Source organism: Corallococcus sp. BB11-1, from assembly GCF_026626625.1.
GTDB lineage: Bacteria > Myxococcota > Myxococcia > Myxococcales > Myxococcaceae > Corallococcus > Corallococcus soli.
The window spans coordinates 709869-726520 of sequence record NZ_JAPNJY010000028.1; the positions used below are offsets into that span (position 1 = coordinate 709869).

The following is a 16652-nucleotide window of genomic DNA, read 5'->3' on the forward strand; positions in this document are numbered from 1 at the left end:
AATTCCATGAGCGACATCCAAGCGTTTGAAGTCACCACGGTCATCCGCAACGACGACTACGTCGTCCGCGATCACCGCGTGCACGGCGCGCGCATCATGCCGGGCGTCACCTTCCTGGACATGGTGTACCGGGGCCTGGCGCGCTTCTGGGAGCCGTGGCGCGTCGAGCTGAAGAACATCCTCTTCCGCCACCCCATCGTCACGTCGGAGGAGTTCGACCGGCGCGTGAAGTTCTCGTTCGTCCCCAACCACTCCGCGTCGTCGAAGGTGGTGCTGAACGTCACCGCCACCAGCCTGAAGGAGAAGGCGGGCGTCGCCATCACCAGCGTCTGGGAGGAGCACTTCTGGGGCGAGGTCGTCCTGCACGACACGCCGCTGCAGGGCTCGCTGGACCTGGAGCGCCTCAAGGCCGGGGCCGTGCAGGTGACGGACCTGGACGAGGCATACGCCATCGCCCGGGGGCTGGACATCCAGCACCGCGAGTTCATGAAGGGCGCGGGCCGCATCTGGCGCGGCGCGGACTCGGTGCTCGCGGAGGTGGGCCTGGGCGACGTGGCGCGTCCGTACGAGCAGCGCTTCCTGCTGCACCCCACCTACCTGGACACCTCCACCCTCATCCCGGTGCTCTTCCACGCGGGCAAGGCCGCCACGCGCCAGCCCTACATCCCGCTCTTCATCGAGTCCTTCCGGATGGCGGGTCCGCTGGTCGGGCCCGTGTACGTGCACGCCGTCGACCCGGGGGACAAGGCGTTCTCGGACGACCTGGTCCACGGGGACCACGACCTGTACGACGCGCGCGGCCGGCTGCTCGCGCGGTTCGTGAAGCTGACCGGCAAGCGCATCCGCAACGAGGATCTCATCACCCGGCTGTCCGGCTCCGACACCCGCGAGCCCGTACCCGCGCGCGCGCAGCGTCCGGTGGCGGCGCCCGCCGTGGCGACGTCTTCAGGCGGGGCCTCCGGGGCGCCTTCCTCCCAGGAGGAGCGGCTCGCCCGGGTGGAGGCGGAGCTGGCGGAGCTGGTGGGCGCCACCGTCCAGGTGCCCGGCGACGAGCTGCCGCGTGACCGGGGCTTCTACGAGCTGGGGCTGGACTCCACGCACCTGCTGGGGCTCGTGCGCAAGCTGGAGGAGCGGGTGGGCGCGTCGCTGTACCCGACGCTGCTCTTCGAGCACAACGACCTCTCCAAGCTGGCGAAGTACCTGCTCGCGGAGCACCCCGCGGCGTTCCAGGAGCGCGCCGGGACGAAGCCTTCCGTCGCCGTGAGCGCGCCCGTGGCGTCCGCGCCGCGCGGTCCGGCGGAGACGGTGTACTGCCGGCCGGAGTGGTTCCCCGCGCCCGCGGAGGCTTCCAGTCCGCTGACGGGCTGGACGCTGCTGCTCGCCTCGGAGCCGGAGGCACGGGACGCACTGGCGTCCGCGCTGGGTGAGGCTTCAAGCCGGCTGGTGTGGCTGCGCCCGGCGGAGGCCTTCGCGCACGAGGGCGCGGAGCGCTTCGCGGTCCGTCCAGGCTCGCATGAGGACGGCGCGCGCGTGCTCGCGGCCCTGGCCGAGGCGGGCCGCGCGGTGTCGCGCGTGGTGCTGATGGCGCCGCGGGGCGGGGTCGCGACGGAGACCGGGGGGCTGTTCCTTCTCCAGGGCGTGGTGCGCGCGCTGCTCGAGCGCGGCGGCACGGAGCCGGTATCACTGCTGGCCGTGCACGAGGACGTGGCGGAGCACGCGGCCTTCGTGGCGCTCGGCGGCTACCTGCGTTCGCTGCGCGTGGAGGTGCCCCGCATGACGGGGCGCACCGTGGCGCTGGTGCCGGGCACGGCGTGGGCGGACGTGGGCGCGCGCGTGGCGGTGGAGCTGTGCACCCCTGGTTCGGAGGCGGTCCGCCATGGAGCGGGGACCCGCTTCGTCCAGGCCCTTCAGGAGCTGAAGCCCGGCGCGGGCACCGGACTCCCCGTGCGGGCCCGGGGCGTCTACCTCATCACGGGTGGCGCCGGAGGCCTGGGGCTCATCGTCGCGCGGCAGCTGGCGCGGCGTGGGGCCGGGGTCGTGGTCCTGGTGGGGCGCTCCGAACTGGACGCGACCCGCCGCGAGCGGTTGCAGGCGCTGGATGGCTGCGGCGCCACGGTGATGTACCAGCGCGCGGACACGTCCTCCGAGGCGGCGGTCCAGGCCCTGTGCGCGCGCGTGCGGGAGCGCTTCGGTGCGCTGCACGGCGTGGTGCATGGCGCGGGCGAGACGCGCGATGCGCTGGTGCGGCAGAAGTCGGTGGAGGACATGCGCTCGGTGCTCGCGCCCAAGGTCCATGGCACGCGGCTGCTGGACGCGGCGACGCGCGACGACGACCTGGACTTCTTCCTCCTGCTGTCGTCGCTCTCCGCGCTGACGGGCAACGTGGGCCAGTCGGACTACGCCCACGCCAACGCCTTCATGGACGCGTTCGCCCACGAGCGCGAGCGGCAGCGCGGCCTGGGCCTGCGTCGCGGGCGCACCGTGTCCATCAACTGGCCGCTGTGGCGTGAAGGCGGCATGCAGGTGGAGGCCGGCGCCGAACAGGCCATGTGGCGTCACTTCGGCGCCATCCCCCTGGAGACGGCCGCGGGTCTGGAGGCCATGGACGCCGCGTTCCGGCTGGACGGGGCCCAGCTCGCGGTGCTGTCGGGAGACGCCGCGCGCCTGCGCGAGTCCTTCCACGTCCGCTCGCTCGCGGCTCCGGCTGCCCCGGCGACGGCGAGCGGCGCGGCGCTGGAGCAGGATGAGCCCATCGCCATCGTTGGCGTGAGCGGCCAGTACCCGCAGGCGGAGGACCTGACGGAGTTCTGGGCCAACCTGAAGGCTGGACGCGACTGTGTCACGGAGGTGCCTCGCGAGCGCTGGGACGTGGACGCGCTCTTCGACGCGGACCCGGCGCGCAGCGTGGAGGGCCGTTCGTACAGCCGTTGGGGTGGCTTCCTGCGCCACGCGGATCGCTTCGACCCGTTGTTCTTCAGCCTGTCTCCGCGCGAGGCCGGCTACATGGATCCGCAGGAGCGGCTGTTCCTCCAGACGGCCTGGAGCGCGGTGGAGGACGCGGGCTACAAGGCCAGCGAGCTGAACCGCTCGCGCGTGGGCGTCTTCGTCGGCGTGATGTGGGGCCAGTACCAGCTGCTGGGCGTGGACGGTCAGGACCCGGTGCTGCCGCTGAGCTCGTCGTTCTCCTCGGTGGCCAACCGCGTCTCCTTCTCGCTCAACCTCAAGGGCCCCAGCCTCGCGGTGGACACCATGTGTTCGTCGTCGCTCACCGCGCTGCACCTGGCGTGTGAGAGCCTGCGGCGGGGGGAGTGCGAGCTGGCGCTCGCGGGCGGCGTGAACGTGCAGCCCCACTCCAGCAAGTACGTGCTGCTCAGCCAGGCGCGCATGCTGTCGGCGGATGGCCGCTGCCGCGCGTTCGGCGAGGGCGGCACCGGCTATGTGCCCGCGGAGGGCGTGGGCTGCGTGGTGCTCAAGCCGCTGCGCCGCGCGGTGGCGGACGGCGACGTCATCCACGGCGTCATCCTGGCCAGCGCGCTCAACCACGGCGGGCGCACCGGCGGCTTCAGCGTGCCGGATCCCATCGCGCAGGCGGAGGCCGTGCGCGAGGCGCTCACCCGCGCGCACGTCGCGCCGGAGGAGGTCTCCTACATCGAGGCCCACGGCACCGGCACGTCGCTGGGGGACCCCATTGAAATCGCCGGACTCGTGAAGGCGTTCGGTGGCGGAAGCCGGCGCGGCGAGCCGTGCGCCATCGGCTCCGTGAAGTCGAACATCGGCCACGCGGAGTCCGCGGCGGGCGTGGCGGCGCTGACCAAGGTGCTGCTCCAACTGCGCCATGGCGAGCTGGTGGCGTCGCTGCACGCGGACACGCTCAACCCGTCCATCGACTTCCAGGGCGCGGGCTTCCAGGTCACGCGCAAGAACGCGCCGTGGCCCCGCCGCACGGAGCTGCGCGACGGCGTGACGGTGGAGCTGCCCCGCGTGGCGGGCCTCAGCTCCTTCGGCGCGGGTGGCTCCAACGCGCACGTCGTGGTGCGCGAATACCTGCCGGCGAAGCAGCCGGCGCGCGCCCAGGACGTCGCGCCCCAGCTCGTCGTGCTGTCCGCGCGGGACGAGGAGCGGCTGCGCGAGTACGCCCAGCGCCTGTTGGCCGCGCTGTCCGCGCCGGGCGCCGCATGGCGGCTCGATGACGTCGCGCACACCCTCCAGGTGGGACGCGACGAGCAGGCGGAGCGTCTGGCCGTCGTCGCCCGGACGTCCTCGGAGCTGGTGGCGGCCCTGGACGCGTTCTGCCGGGGCACCCTGGCGGAGGGCGTGCACCGGGGCACCCGTCGCAGGGCGGGTGGGGCTGGCGCGCTGGCGGAGAATGCTTCGCTCGACGCCGTGGCCCGGCACTGGGTCGCTGGTGGCGCGGTGGACTGGACGCGCCTGGGCCGGAGCACGGCGGCCCGGCGCATCTCGCTGCCGACCTATCCCTTCTTGAAGGAGCGCTTCTGGCCGCCGGAGCCCCGGGCCCGCGAGTCGGTCCAGGGGGCGGTGGAGGCACGCCGCGCGCCGTCGCTGTTCGAGCGGCAGACGTCCTCCGGGGGCGTGCACCGCTTCGAGCGGCGCTTCACCTCCCACGAGCCGCTGCTCGCGGATCATCGCTTCCAGGGTCAGGCGCTGCTGCCGGGCGCCGCGATGCTGGAGCTGGCGGTGGGCGCGGCCAGCCTGATGACCGGCGGCGCCGTGGCGCGCGTCCAGACGCTGTCATGGCTGCGCCCGGTGGTCGTCGGGACGGAGCCCGCGGTGGTCGCGGTGGAGGTGCGCCACGCACCCGAGGGCGTGACGTTCGAGCTGCGCGCGGGCACGGAGGACGACATGGGCCAGACGGTGGCCCGGGGCTCGCTCTCCTCCGGCGCGGTGTCGCCGGTGTCGAAGGTGGACGTGGCCGCGCTCCAGCGTCGGTGCCCGCGGCGCCTGGAGCGCGAAGAGGTCTACGCGCGCTTTGCCCGCGTGGGCTTCGAGTACGGCCCCTCGCTGCGCCTCATCGACTCCATCCAGGTGGGGGAGGGTGTCGCGCTGACGCGCGTGCGGCGTGACGGCATGGGTGGGGCGGCGCCCTGGATGGACACCGCGCTCATGGACGCCGCGCTCCAGACGGTGGTGGCGTTGGGGCCCGACGAAGGGGAGGCCAGCCGCTTCCTGCCGGCCTCGCTGTCAGGGGTGGAGCTGCACCGGCCGATGACGGCGGAGCTCTACGTGTGGACGCGGGCCCTGGAGACGGGCTCCGACGACGCGCGCGAGTTCGCGTTGGACCTGCTGGATGGCGAAGGAAACCTCCTGGCGCGAGTGGCCTCGCTGCGCATCCAGCGCGTGGCCGCCGCCGCGCGGCCGCCGCCGTCCGAGCTGCTCTTCCAGGTGCCCCGGTGGGTGTCCGCGCCGCTCGGCGCCTCGGGGGCGGTGTCCGTGGGGACGGTGCTCGTCCACGGTGGAAGCGAGGAGCGGGGCCTGGAGGCCGCGCTGCTCCAGGCGGGAGCGAAGCGCGTGGTGTCCGTGCGGCCCGATGCCGGATTCTCCGAGCGGGACGATGGCAGCTTCACCGTGGGGCGGAGCGCGGCGGACTACCAGCGGCTCCTGCAGGCCCTGCGGCGTCGCGGAGACTTCCCGTCGGGCGTGCTGGTCGTCGCGGACGCCACCCCAATGGGCGCGGACGCGGAAGGCGTTCGCGCCGCGATGGCCCGGGGGCCGGGCGAGTGCTTCCTGCTGGCGCAGGCCCTGCTGTCGGAGCGGCTGGAGCAGCCGGTGCGCATGCTCTACGTGCACCGGCCGGAGGCGGCCGGTCCGCGCGCTCTGGACGTCGCGGTGGGCGGCATGGCGCGCTCGCTGGTGAAGGAGAACCCCTCGCTGCGCATGGGCGCGGTGGCGGTGTCGGAGCTCGAAGGGGCGGCGCTCGCGGAGCGGCTGTGCGCGGAGCTGGCGAAGGGCACGGAATCAGAACTCCGGCTGCACGGGCCTTCGACGCGGGAGGTCCGCGCCTGGACGGCGTGGACGCCCTCCACCACGAACGGGGCCGTTCGGCTGCGTGAGCGCGGCACGTACTTGCTCACTGGCGGTCTGGGCGGCCTGGGCCGCGTGGTGGCAGGCCACCTGGCGGAGAAGTGCCGCGCGCGGCTGGTGCTGGCGGGGCGCTCCCCGGTGGATGCGCGCATCGAGCAGGAGCTCTCCCGCCTGCGGGCGAAGGGCGCGGAGGTCCTCTACGTGTCGGCCGACCTGGGCCGCGACGAGGACGTGGCGCGGCTGGTGCGGGAGGCGCACACGCGCTTCGGCGCGATCCACGGCGTGTTCCAGGTGGCGGGCGTCCTGCGGGACGGGCTCGCGGTGAGGAAGACGGCGGCGGACTGGGACGCGGTGCTGGGCTCCAAGGTGTACGGCACCGTGGCGCTGGATGAGGCGCTCGCGACGGAGCCGTTGGACTTCTTCGTCGCGTTCTCCTCGCTGGCGGGGGTCTTCGGCAACGCGGGGCAGGCGGACTACGCCTTCGCCAACGCGTTCCTCGCGGAGCACCTGCGCCTGCGGGAGCGGCGGCGCGCCGCTGGCCAGCGCACGGGCGCTTCCGTGTGCGTGGACTGGCCCTGGTGGGAAGAGGGCAGCATGGCGCTGGATGCCAGGGCGCTCGCGGGCATGGAGGAGCGCATGGGGTTGCGTCCGCTCTCCACCGCGGACGGCCTTCGCGCCCTGGAGGCGTGCCTGGCGTCGGAGCAGTCGCAGGTGGCGGTCGCGTGGGGCGTGCCCGACACGCTGCGCGCGGCCTTCGGCTCCCTGGGCGCCGCCCAGGACGTCCGGCCCGTCGAAACCGCCGCGAGTGAAGTGGACGAAGCGGTCGTGGCCCGCGTGGCGCAGGAGCTCAAGCGCGTGCTGGCCCGCCAGAACCGTCTGCGGCCCGAGCAGATTGATTTGGACGAGTCCTTCTCCGCCTACGGCGTCGACTCCGTGGCGGTGATGAACATGACGGCGGAGCTGGAGCGCGCGTTCGGCGAGCTGCCGAAGACGCTGTTCTTCGAGCACCCGACGCTGCGCGAGCTGTCCCGCTTCCTCACGGTGAGCCGCACCCCGGCCGCGCGCCGCTTCGCGGGACTGGGCGCGGAGCCCACGCGGACCGCGCCGCCGCCGCCCCCTGTGCGCGCGGTGGTGCCTGCTTCCCCGAAGTCCGCCGCGCCCACGCCCCGCCAGACGACGACGGACGACCGCATCGCCATCGTGGGCGTGAGCGGCCGTTATCCGCAGGCGCCGGACCTGGAGGCGTTCTGGTCCAACCTGGTGTCCGGCCGCGACTGCATCACGGAGGTGCCGCCCGAGCGTTGGGACGTGGAGGCGTTCTTCGACGCGAACAAGGACCGGGTGGGCACGACGTACACCCGCTGGGGTGGCTTCCTCGAAGGCATCGATCGGTTCGACCCGCTCTTCTTCCGCATCGCGCCGCGTGACGCGGAGTTCATGGATCCGCAGGAGCGGCTGTTCCTGGAGACCGTCTGGGAGGCGATGGAGGACGGCGGTTACGCGAAGCGCACGCTGGAGAAGCGCCCCGTGGGCGTCTTCGCGGGCGTGATGTGGGGCCAGTACCAGCTGCTCCAGGCGCGCGTGGGGGACGGCGTGGTGTCGCCGGGCTCCATCTTCGCGTCGGTGGCCAACCGCGTCTCGTACGCCATGGACTTCCGCGGGCCCAGCCTCGCGGTGGACACCATGTGCTCCTCGTCGCTCACCGCGCTGCACCTGGCCTGCGAGAGCCTGCGCCGGGGCGAGTGCGAGGTGGCGTTCGCGGGCGGCGTCAACCTGTCGCTGCACCCGTCCAAGTACACGTTGCTGAGCTTCCAGAAGTTCGCGGCCAGCGACGGCCGGTGCCGCGCGTTCGGTGAGGGCGGCGACGGCTACGTGCCCGGCGAGGGCGTGGGCGTCGTGATGCTCAAGCCGCTGGCGAAGGCGGTGGAGGACGGCGACCGCATCCACGCGGTCATCCGCGCGAGCGCGCTCAACCACGGAGGCAAGACGAACGGCTTCTCCGTGCCCAACCCCAACGCCCAGGGTGAGCTCATCGCCCGGACGCTGGCGGCCGCCGGGGTGCGCCCGGATGAGGTGTCCTACGTGGAGGCCCACGGCACGGGCACCGCGCTGGGAGACCCCATCGAGCTGGCGGGCCTGAGCCGCGCGTTCGGCGTGGCCTCGGCGTCCCAGTCGACGTGCGCCATCGGCTCCGTGAAGTCGAACATCGGGCACCTGGAGGCGGCCGCTGGCATCGCCGCGCTCACCAAGGTGGTGCTCCAGATGCGGCACCGCAAGCTGGTGCCGTCACTGCATGCGGAGACGCTCAACCCGCACCTGCGCTTCGAGGGCACCCCCTTCGTCGTGCAGCGCGAGCTGGCGGACTGGACGGTGGCGGGAGACCGCCCCCGCGTGGCGGCCATCAGCGCGTTCGGCGCGGGCGGCTCCAATGCCCACGTCGTGGTGGAGGAGTGGCCGCGGGACGAGCGGGGCGTGGAGGCCACGGGCCCGCAGGCGTTCCTGCTGTCGGCGCGCAACGAGGAGCGGCTGACCGCGTACGCCGCGCGCATGGCGGCGTTCCTGCGCGGCACGGCGCCCGTGCCTGGCGCGGCGCCTTCCGCCCCCGCGCCGAAGCGGCACGCGGCGCTGGTGGTGGAGCTGAAGGACCTGCTCGCCCGCGAGCTGGGCCTCGCCGCAGAGTCGCTGGACGCGACCGAGCCGATGCGTGACTACGGCATGGACGAGGTGCTGTTCGCCCGCCTGCTGGAGCGCGTGACGGAGCGCTGGGCCGTGGAGGTGTCGCCCACGCTGCTGGCCGAGTCTCCCTCGCTGGAGACGCTGGCCACGGTGCTGGCGCGCGAGCTGCCGGCGCCCGTCGAGGTGCTCCCCGAAGCGCGGCCCGCCGTGGCCCGGGGCCCGGCGCTGTCGCTGCGGGAGCTTGCGTACACGTCGCAGGTGGGCCGTGACGCCTTCGAGGAGCGGCTGGCCATCATCGCCTCGTCCGTGGAGGAGCTGGCGCAGCGCCTGGAGGCGATCGCGCGCGGCGAAGGGGAAGGGGAGGGCGTCTTCCGGGGCAACAGCGCGCAGGGCGGCAAGGACCTGTCGCTGCTCTGGAATGGCGAAGAGGGCTCCGCCTTCGTTCGCTCGGCCCGCAGCAACGGCCGCGTGGAGAAGCTGGCGCGGCTCTGGACGTTGGGCGCGGACGTGGACTGGGCGGTGCTGCACGAGCTGGACCGGCCCCAGCGCGCGCACCTGCCCGCGTACCCGTTCGCCCGGGAGCGCTACTGGATCGACGAGGTGCCGTCCTCGGGCCCCGGGGCTTCGTCCCTGGCGCGCCTGGCGCTCGCGCCGGGTGAGGCCCTCACGCTGGAGCAGACGCTGTCCCCCGGCGCGTGGCTGGTGGACGACCACCGCGTCGGAGGCACGCGGATCGTCCCGGCGGCGGCCCTGGTGGAGCTGGCCCGCGCGTCCGCGCGGCGGCTGGGCCTGCTGGGCGCTTCGGACCTGCGCGACGTGGCCTTCCTGAAGCCGCTGGTCGTGGAGGCGGCGACGCGGACCTTCGTGCGGCTCACCCCGGACGGCACGTCGGTGGGCTTCGTCATCCACTCGGAGCGGGGCGAGGTGCTGACGCGCGGGCAGCTGGTGCCTTCGGTTGGCGGCGCACCGGAGCGCGTGGCGGTGGAGCGGCTGCGGCAGCGGCTGCCCCGGACGCTGGAGGCGGCGGCCTTCTACGCGGGCATGGCGCGCGATGGCCTCGCCTACGGCCCCACGTTCCAGGTCGTCAGCGAGGTCTTCACGGATGGACGCGAAGCGCTCGTTCGGCTTCGCGCTCCCGACGCCCTCCGCGCCGCGACGCCGCGAAGCCTGCAGGAAGCGGTGTTGCTGGACGGAGGACTCCAGGCCATCGGCGGTCTGCTGGCGTCCGCGCCCGCGAGCGCGACCCGGGGCCTGCCCTTCGCCTTCACGGAGGTCCGCATCGCGCGGGCCCTGCCGGCGGAGGCCTTCGCCCACGTGGTGATGAACGCCACGGGCGGCTACGACGTGACGCTGACGGAGGACTCCGGGGAGGTGTGCTGGAGCCTGCGCGGCGTGCTGCTGAAGGGGCCGCAAGCGCAGGCCCCGGCGGCGCTCGACGTGGCGAACGCCTCGCCCGCCACTCGCGGGACGGACGCCGCGCTCGCCCCTCGGGCGGCGACGACCGCGCGTCAGGCCCTCACGACCTCGACGCCCGAGGACTCCGCCTTCCTCGCACCCGCGTGGGTGGCCACGCCGCTCGCGAACACCGACGCGGCGGTGCGCGCTTCGGGCTCGCGGTCGGTGCTCGTGGTGGCGCCGGAGGCGTGCTCGGGGATGGACGTGGCGCTCGCCGGCCAGCATGGCGAGGACGGGGTGTACCGGTTCGTGCTGGGCACCCGGACGCGGCAGGTGGGGGCTCGGGCGTGGGAGGTCATCGGCTCCGACGTCGCGTCGCTCACCCAGGGCCTGACGGGGCTGGGCGTGTCGCGGCTGGACGACGTGTACTTCCTGGGCGGCTGGGCCGAAGCAGAGATGGCTCCCACGGACCTGGACGCGCTGGAGCGCGGACAGGAGCAGGGCGTGCTCGGGCTGTTCCAGCTCGTGAAGGCCCTTCGCGGTCGCGACCTGCTGTCGCCGTCCCTGCGCCTCAAGGTCGTGACGAACGACACCTGGGCCCATGGAGGCCGGCCGTCGCTCAACGCCCAGGCGGCCAGCCTCTTCGGGCTCGCGTCCGCGGTGGCCAAGGAGTACGGCGCGCGGACCGCGGTGGTGGACGCGAGCCTCCAGGACGTGCGGCAGCCCGAGGGCGGCCTTCCGGGCCGCTGGGTGACGGCCTTCTTCGCCTTCCTGCTGTCGCTGCTGCTGCGCCGTCCGGCGGCGTCGCCGGGGGCGACGCAGGTGGCCCGGCGCATCGTCGATGAGCCGGTGTCGGATGATCCGCGTTGGATCCTCCTGCGCGGCAAGGAGCGGCTGCGTCAGGAGCTGCGGCCGGAGCCCCTGGCCGTGGCGAGCACCGCGCCGTTCCGGGAGAAAGGCGTCTACGTCATCGTCGGTGGGACGTCGGGGATCGGCTTCGAGCTGGCGCGTCACCTGGCGCGTGGCTTCCACGCGAAGCTGGTGCTGGTGGGTCGGCGTGAGGAGGACGCGCGCGTGCGCGAGGGCCTCGACACCCTCCAGCGCGACGGCGGCGAGGCGATGTACGTGCGCGCCGACGTGACGCGCCCCGAAGCCGTCTCCGCCGTGTTCCGCGAGGCGACCGCGCGGTGGCGTGGGGTGAACGGGGTCGTGCACTCCGCCATGGAGCTGAACGACCGCGTGCTGGAGAAGATGGACGAGGACACCTTCCGCCGGACGCTCGCGGCGAAGGTGCGCGGCTCCGCCGTGCTGTGGAAGGTGGCCCGCGAACAGTCGGCGGACTTCGTCGTCTTCTTCTCCTCCGCGTCGTCCTTCTCCGCCATTCCCGGCCAGTCCAACTACGCCGCGGGCAACGCGTTCCAGGATGCGTTCGTGCGCGGCCTCCGGGCCAGTGGCTACGGAAGCCTCCAGGTCATCAACTGGGGCTTCTGGGGCTCCGTGGGCGCGGTCGCGTCCGAGGAGAACCGCGAGCGCTTCGCCTCCATGGGCATCCGCTCCATCCAGACCGAGGAGGGGATGGAGGTCCTGCGTCGCCTCATCGCCTCGGGTGTGCCCCAGGCGGTGTACGTGAAGACGGGCCCCGGGCCGGTCCTCCCCGTGGCGGAGGAGCCCGTCGGGGTGGCCTCGCCGTCACCCGTCCCCGAGGTGCTTCCCGTGGCCGCCCTCCCGGTGGCCGCGCCCGTCGTGAAGACGCCCCCCGCCGTCGCGCCTCCCACCGGGGATGCGCTGGCGGAGACCGTTCGCGACGAGGTCGTCCAGGTGCTGTCGCGCGTGCTGCGCGTGCCGCAGAAGCGCGTCCGGGGTCAGGAGACCTTCGATGCCTACGGCATGGACTCCCTCGCCACGGTGGAGATCACCCGCGCGCTGGAGGCGTCCTTCGGCAAGCTGCCCGCGACGCTGATGTTCACGCAGAACTCCGTGCAGCGGCTCACGGAGTACCTGCTCCAGCACCACCGTCCCGGCGCGGAGCAGCTCCACGCCAAGCGCCACGGGGGAGCCGCGTCCGGCTCCGACACCACCCCGGTGCAGGCCGTCGCACCGACGGAGACGGTCTCCTTCCCGGTGGCCCTCCCACCGTCGGAGCTGACGCTGACCCCACCGTCCGCCACCCTCGCGCGGGCCCCCCGGTCCGCGCCGTCGGTGGCGAACGCCAAGGAGATCGCCATCGTCGGCATGAGCGGGCGCTACCCGGAGGGCCAGGAGCCCGGTGGGTTCGCGGCGCTCCTGCGCGAGGGCCGCAGCTCCGTCACGGAGATCCCCGCGGAGCGCTGGGACTGGCGCGACTACTACGTCGAAAACCCCACGCGGCCCGGTGACGTGTACAGCAAGTGGGGCAGCTTCCTGCCCGACGCGTACTGCTTCGACCCGGCCTTCTTCCGCCTCACGCCCATCGAGGCGGAGTTCCTGGATCCCCAGGAGCGCCTCTTCACCGAGGCGGCGTGGAGCGCGGTGGAGGACGCGGGCTACACGCCGTCCTCCCTGGGTGAAGCGGACCGCAAGGTCGGTGTGTTCGTCGGCGTGATGAACAACCACTACGAGCACCTGGCGGGTGAGTCCTGGGGCCGTGGGCAGGTGACCAACGCGGGCTCGCGCTACTGGTCCATCGCCAACCGCGTCAGCTTCCTGTGCGACTTCCAGGGCCCCAGCATGGCCGTGGACACCGCGTGCTCGTCGTCGCTCGTGGCGCTGCACCTGGCGTGTGAGAGCCTGCGGCGCGGCGAGTGCCGCGCGGCGCTGGTGGGCGGCGTCAACCTCATCCTCCACCCGAAGCACTTCGTCGCCTACAGCGCGATGAACATGTTGAGCGTGGATGGCCGCTGCAAGTCGTTTGGCGACGGCGCCAACGGCATCGTCCTGGGTGAGGGCGTGGGCGCGCTCGTGCTCAAGCCCCTGGACGCGGCGCTGCGCGACGGTGACAACGTCTACGCGGTCATCCGGGGCACGGCGACCAACGCGGGCGGCCGGACCAGTGGCTACACGGTGCCCAACCCCCGCGCGCAGGCGGAGGTCGTCGGACAGGCGCTGGACGACGCGGGCATCGACCCGCGCACGCTGGGCTACGTGGAGGCGCACGGCACCGGCACGGACCTGGGCGACCCCATCGAGGTGGCCGGGCTGACGCAGGCGTTCTCCCGCTTCACGAACGACCGGGCCTTCTGCGCGCTAGGGTCGGTGAAGTCGAACGTGGGACACCTGGAGTCGGCGGCCGGCGTCGCGGGCCTGACGAAGATCCTCCTCCAGCTCAAGGAGAAGAAGCTCTTCCCGTCGCTCCACGCGGACACGCTGAGCCGGAAGATCGACTTCGAACAGACGCCGTTCTACCTCCAGCGCGAGCTGCGTGACTGGCCGCGTCCGGAAGGCCACCCGCGCCGGGCCGCGCTCAGCTCCTTCGGCGCGGGAGGCGCCAACGCCCACGTCGTCCTGGAGGAGCTCGTGGAGCGCCCCGTGGCGATTGGGAACGCGCGTCCCGGCCCCCAGGTGGTGGTGCTCTCCGCGAAGAGCCCCGAGCGCCTGCGCGCCCGGGCCGAGCAGCTCCTGGCCCACCTGACCCACCTGCCGGAGCACGAGCAGCCGTCGCTCGCCGACCTGGCCTTCACGCTCCAGGTGGGACGCGAGGCGATGGACCACCGCTGGGCGCTCGTCAGCGACAGCCTGGAAGACCTCACGCGGCGCCTGGGTGCCTGGCTCGACGGCGCCGCCGTGGACGGCCTGCACACCGGCCAGCGCGACGAGGACGCGGACGGCCCCGCGGACGAGGTCGTGGACCAGGCGCTGTCGCGACAGGATGGCGAAGCCCTGGCGGCGCTCTTCGCCTCGGGCGCCACGCTGGACTGGACGCGCCTGCACGTCCGGGGCTCACGCCGCCGGGTGTCGCTGCCCACGTATCCCTTCGCCCGGGAGCGCCATGCCTTCCCCGGCCTGCCGCTGGGCCCGGCCCGCCTGCCCGACGCGCAGGCCCCGTCCCGGCCCTCCGCTCCGGAGGTGTCCGTCGTGGCGGCCCGTCCGCACCCGCTGCTGGAGTCCAACGCCTCCACGCTGCGCGAGCACAAGTACGTCACCGTCTTCACCGGCGCCGAGCAGGTCCTCACCGACCACGTCGTCGGTGGACACCGGCTGCTGCCCGCCGCGGCGATGCTGGAGATGGCGTGCGTCGCGGCCTCGCTCGCGTCCGAGGAGCCCGTCCTGGGCGTCACCGACCTGCGCTGGCGTCGCGCCCTGCGCGTGGGCGATGCGCCGGTGACGGTGGAGACGCACCTGGAGGGCCGCGACGGCGCGCTCGTGTGCACGCTGCGCGCTCCGGCGGAGGAGGGGGGCCAGGTCTTCGCGGAAGGCACCGTCATCACAGCGGAGCACGACGCACCCCAGCCCCCCGAGCCCCTGTCGCTGGACGAGACGCGCGCGCGGATGACGCACACCGTGACCGCGGACGCCTGGTACGCCGGGTTCGCGGCGGGCGGCTTCTCCTACGGCCCGGCCTTCCGCGCCGTGAAGGAGGTCCACGTGGGCGAGCGCGAGGCGCTGGCCCGGCTGGAGCTGCCCCCCACCGAGGACGCCTCCGCCTTCTTCCTGCCGCCCGGGCTGGTGGACGGAGCCTTCCAGGTCGTCGCGGCCCTCACCGCGCGGCGCCCTGACGCCGCGTACCTGCCCTATGCCGTCGGCGAAGCGCACCTGCACGGACCGCTGCCGTCCCCCTGCTGGGTGCACGTCGTGGCCCGGTCCCCGGAGGACGACGGCGCCGTGCTGAAGTTCGACGTGGAGCTGGTGACGGAGCAGGGCGAGGCGCGCGTCAGCTTCCTCGACTTCACCCTGGTGCGCCTCCAGGCCCCGGCCGCGCCCACCGTGGCGCCCGTCGCCCCCCGCGTGCCGCCCCCCGCGCCTCGCGCCGTGCCCGCCGCGCTCACGGTGGTCCCGGCCGAACCGCCCCCGACCGTCCCCGCGACGGACAGCGCCGGCGAGCAGGCCCCCGCGTCCGTCGTGGAGTACCTCCAGCCGGAGTGGGTGGAGGAGGCCGCCGTCCACGGGGAGCGCCCCGAGGACGCCCTGGACATGCTGCTGCTGTTCGACGTGGACGACGCGGTCCGCGAACGCATCCAGCACCTCACCGACGGCGCCGTCCGCACCGCCCTCGTCCTGCCCGGAGATGCCTTCCGCCAGGAAGACGGCCTGCGCTTCCACGTGCGCCCGCACGCGGCGGAGGACTACGAGCGGCTCCTCGACGCGCTCTGTCAGGAGGGCTTCGTCCCGGACCGCGTCCTGCACCTGTGGTCCCGCCGCACCGACACCGTCCCCGGGGCCCAGGCCTCGGACGTGCTCGACCACGGCACCCGCTCCGTCTTCACCCTGAGCCAGCTGCTGCTGCGCGAAGACCTGCCCCGCCAGGTGCGGCTCGTCTATGCCTACATGTCAGGCACCGAGCAGGCGGCCGTGCATGCCACGGCCTCGGGCCTGGGCAAGTCCCTCTGGTGGGAAGATCCGGATTTCGTGTACAAGACCGTGCAATTCGGGAATGCGGTAGAGTTGGAAAGTTACGATTTCCTTGAGTCGTTGATTCTGGAGCTGACGGTCCGGGAGCCCGAGGGTCGGGACGTCCGGTTCGTGAATGGAAGGCGTCTGGTCATGCGTTGGGGGCGGTTCGAGCCCGGGGCCATGGGGGCCGGGCACAAGGTCCTTCGGGAGCGAGGCACGTACCTGGTCCTGGGGGGCCTGGGGCGGCTCGGGTGGCTTTGCGCCGAACACCTGGCGCGGACCGTCCAGGCCCGGCTCGTGCTGACCGGCCGTCAGGCCGCGACCCCCGAGCGCGAGGCGCGGATGGAGTCGCTTCGCCAGCTGGGCGCGGAGGTGCTGTACGTGCCGGTGGACCTGGGGGTGGCTTCGGAGGTGACGGCGCTGGTGGAGGCCATCCACGCCCGCTTCGGCACCCTGCACGGCGTCTTCCACAGCGCGGGGGAGAACCGTGATGGCCTGCTGGGGACCAAGTCCCTGGCGGAGCTGGACGCGGTGCTCGGCCCCAAGGTGGACGGCTCGCTGCTGCTGGACGCGGCGCTCAAGGACGAACCGCTGGACTTCTGGATGGCCTTCTCCTCCCTGAGCGCGATGCGCGGCAACGCGGGCCAGACGGACTACGCCGCCGCCAGCAGCTTCCTGGATGCGTTCTGCGTCGGGCGTGAGGCGCTGCGCGCCCGGGGCGAGCGCTCCGGCCGCACGGTCTCCATCGCCTGGCCCCTGTGGCGGGACGGCGGCATGCACGTGGACGCGGCGTCGCTCGAATGGATGCGCGAGCGCTTCGGCCTGGTTCCGCTGTCCACCGCCGCCGGCCTCAAGGCCCTGGAGGATGGGCTCATCCCTGGCGGGCCCGCCCACTTCGCGGTCCTCGAACGCGTCCGGGACGCCCGCGACCCTGCCTCCGCGAGGGTCGGCTGACCGCCCCCGCGTCTTCACTCTTCCTTCCAAAACCCTCCCGTCCGTACGCCACACCCAAGGTT

General features: G+C 73.4%; 1 protein-coding gene. It reads left to right on the forward strand.

Going from position 1 to position 16652, the window contains the following annotated elements; genetic code table 11:
* The first annotated feature begins 6 nt into the window (after positions 1–6).
* Positions 7–16590 carry an SDR family NAD(P)-dependent oxidoreductase gene (locus OV207_RS24160; protein ID WP_267557525.1) on the forward strand — a complete coding sequence of 5528 codons (16584 nt, stop codon included), beginning with the start codon at positions 7–9 and terminating at the stop codon, positions 16588–16590.
* Positions 16591–16652 lie beyond the last annotated feature (62 nt).

What these genes read in the sequence shown, in the direction of transcription:
- OV207_RS24160 (WP_267557525.1), top strand. Translation starts at nt 7, where the DNA reads ATGAGCGACATCCAAGCGTTTGAAGTCACCACGGTCATCCGCAACGAC.